This window comes from Moorena sp. SIO4A1 (genome assembly GCF_010672065.1).
Classification (GTDB): domain Bacteria; phylum Cyanobacteriota; class Cyanobacteriia; order Cyanobacteriales; family Coleofasciculaceae; genus Moorena.
Map to the genome: position 1 here is coordinate 1 of NZ_JAAHHX010000419.1, position 1,912 is coordinate 1,912.

Below are 1,912 nucleotides of genomic sequence, written 5' to 3' on the forward strand. Positions count from 1 at the left end.
GTGTTGAAAACTGGCTCCGCAAATGAGCTTGAACCAATCACCCTCCCTTAAGGAATGTAAGGGATAGTAAAGTTCATTCACTCCTATATGCTAAATCTTTAACGCGAAAATGGGGAGACTAATTTTACAATTCGAGTAATGAAAAAGGTTTTTTTTGAGGCGCTTACAAACCTTTCCAGGGGGGAAAATCCCTCAATTGTTTTCCAAAAATGCAGATTTAGGGTAGCTGGTTTTATTCTTACACCAAATGTAGGGGTTGAATTCCTACAGCTGATCTCACTAAAATAATGGTGTCAATTAAATGAAGCTTCCCCCACCTGAACGAGGTGGGGGTGTCCTATGCTAATCTAGGGCTAGCCGTAGCCCACAGATCACACAGAGAAGCCCAGCTTCTAGGCGGTCGTCGAGATCTTTTGCTGGAACGACCCTCACTGTCATTTCTGCGAGTGAGTTTAAACACACCTCTAGCACCGATATTGTAAGCGCCGTTTAGGTCTGCATTAAACTGCTTACCTGAAGGGAAGGTTGCTTTGGAGTATTTTTTAGAATCTCTCTTCACTGTACCAGAGCCATCAAAAGCCAATTTTGAAGTATAAGCAGCGACGACTTCTATCACTTTTCCACCCAACTCAGCCCATTTCATTTCCGTTAAATCGCGAATTTTTGCCTTGAGCCATCCGTGGAATCTCTGCCTCAGGTTAGACCGCTTTCGTCCACCTTTTGGCTTCCACCCTTTAAGATTCTCAAATACAATTGCTTCCGAGTTAAATTTCTCAGCCATCTCAACAATTCGCCTGGAAACAACCTGGCCAATTTGGTTGTTAATTCTTTGGCATTTTTGATACGTCTTGGAGCAAAAACCTTTGTGTAGTCTTCCTCCTTTACCCATCGTTTTAGATGCTCTTGTTGATACAGATTTTAGTCGTTTGTCCCTGCGGTCTATGTCTCTTCCAAGATGAATAAAATCACGATGGATTACAGTGCCGTCATGGGTGACAACTGCGACGGTGGCGGTAGTATTTATCCCTAAATCTACCGCAGTTACATTAGCCTCTGGTTTTCGTTTTTCTGGTTTACACGCAAACGGAACAGACAGATGACAATACCTATCGTTGAAAATTAACGAAGGGGACATCATCTTGTTTGTAGTTATTTCATGACGCTCTCTGAGACTAGTTATCTTAACCGTAGTCCAAATCCAGTCTTTGCCGTCAAAAACCTTAATCTCGATCTTGTCAAAACCATACAGCTTATAACACTGACCTTTGTATAGCGCAGGATAACAGCCAGTGTCAGCATTTAATCTTGGTGGCTTGCTATCTTTTCTTTTTCGACAACCAGATTGCCATTGGCGATATCTGGTTACATAGCTACTAACTTGTCCAGCTGCAAATGCAATTGCAGCTCGACGGTAGTAGCTAGGGAACTTATAAAAAGTATTGTTGAACTGTGGATATTTTATTTTTGGCCGCTTAGGTGTTTTATGCATTAACTTTTCGAGAGCAGGAGTTAACTGATCTGCTGTCAACTCGCCAAGCTCAGACCAGTGAGTGTAAATAATGCCAACCAAGTATCTACAAGCCTGACGGTAAAGTCTAACCGTCTCTCCAAACAACACTTTCTGTTCGGGAGACGGATTAAGCTTCCATTTGTCAGTTCGTATGATTTTTGCTGGCGATTTCACTGGTATAACAAAATATCCTTAGTCAACATTTTAACCCACAAAAGATTAAACAGCAAGATACTAATCTTTTGTTCCAGGTTTTTAGTAATTATTTTTGTCGTGGACTAACCCCCACCTGGGCGTTCGCGTAGCGTGGCCTACGGCCAGGTGGGGGAATGCGTCTCACGGTCTTGTTCAAAACTCTTTTTATTAAAACCCATCCCACGACTAACTATCACGTGGGATGGG

Annotated in this window: 1 protein-coding gene; it reads right to left on the reverse strand. The window is 42.4% G+C overall.

Going from position 1 to position 1,912, the window contains the following annotated elements; translation table 11 throughout:
- Positions 1 to 337 precede the first annotated feature (337 nt).
- On the reverse strand, positions 338 to 1,684 hold the full coding sequence (locus F6K53_RS38935; protein ID WP_293085228.1) for a transposase: 1,347 nt from the start codon (positions 1,682 to 1,684) through the stop codon (positions 338 to 340).
- Positions 1,685 to 1,912: the final 228 nt, after the last annotated feature.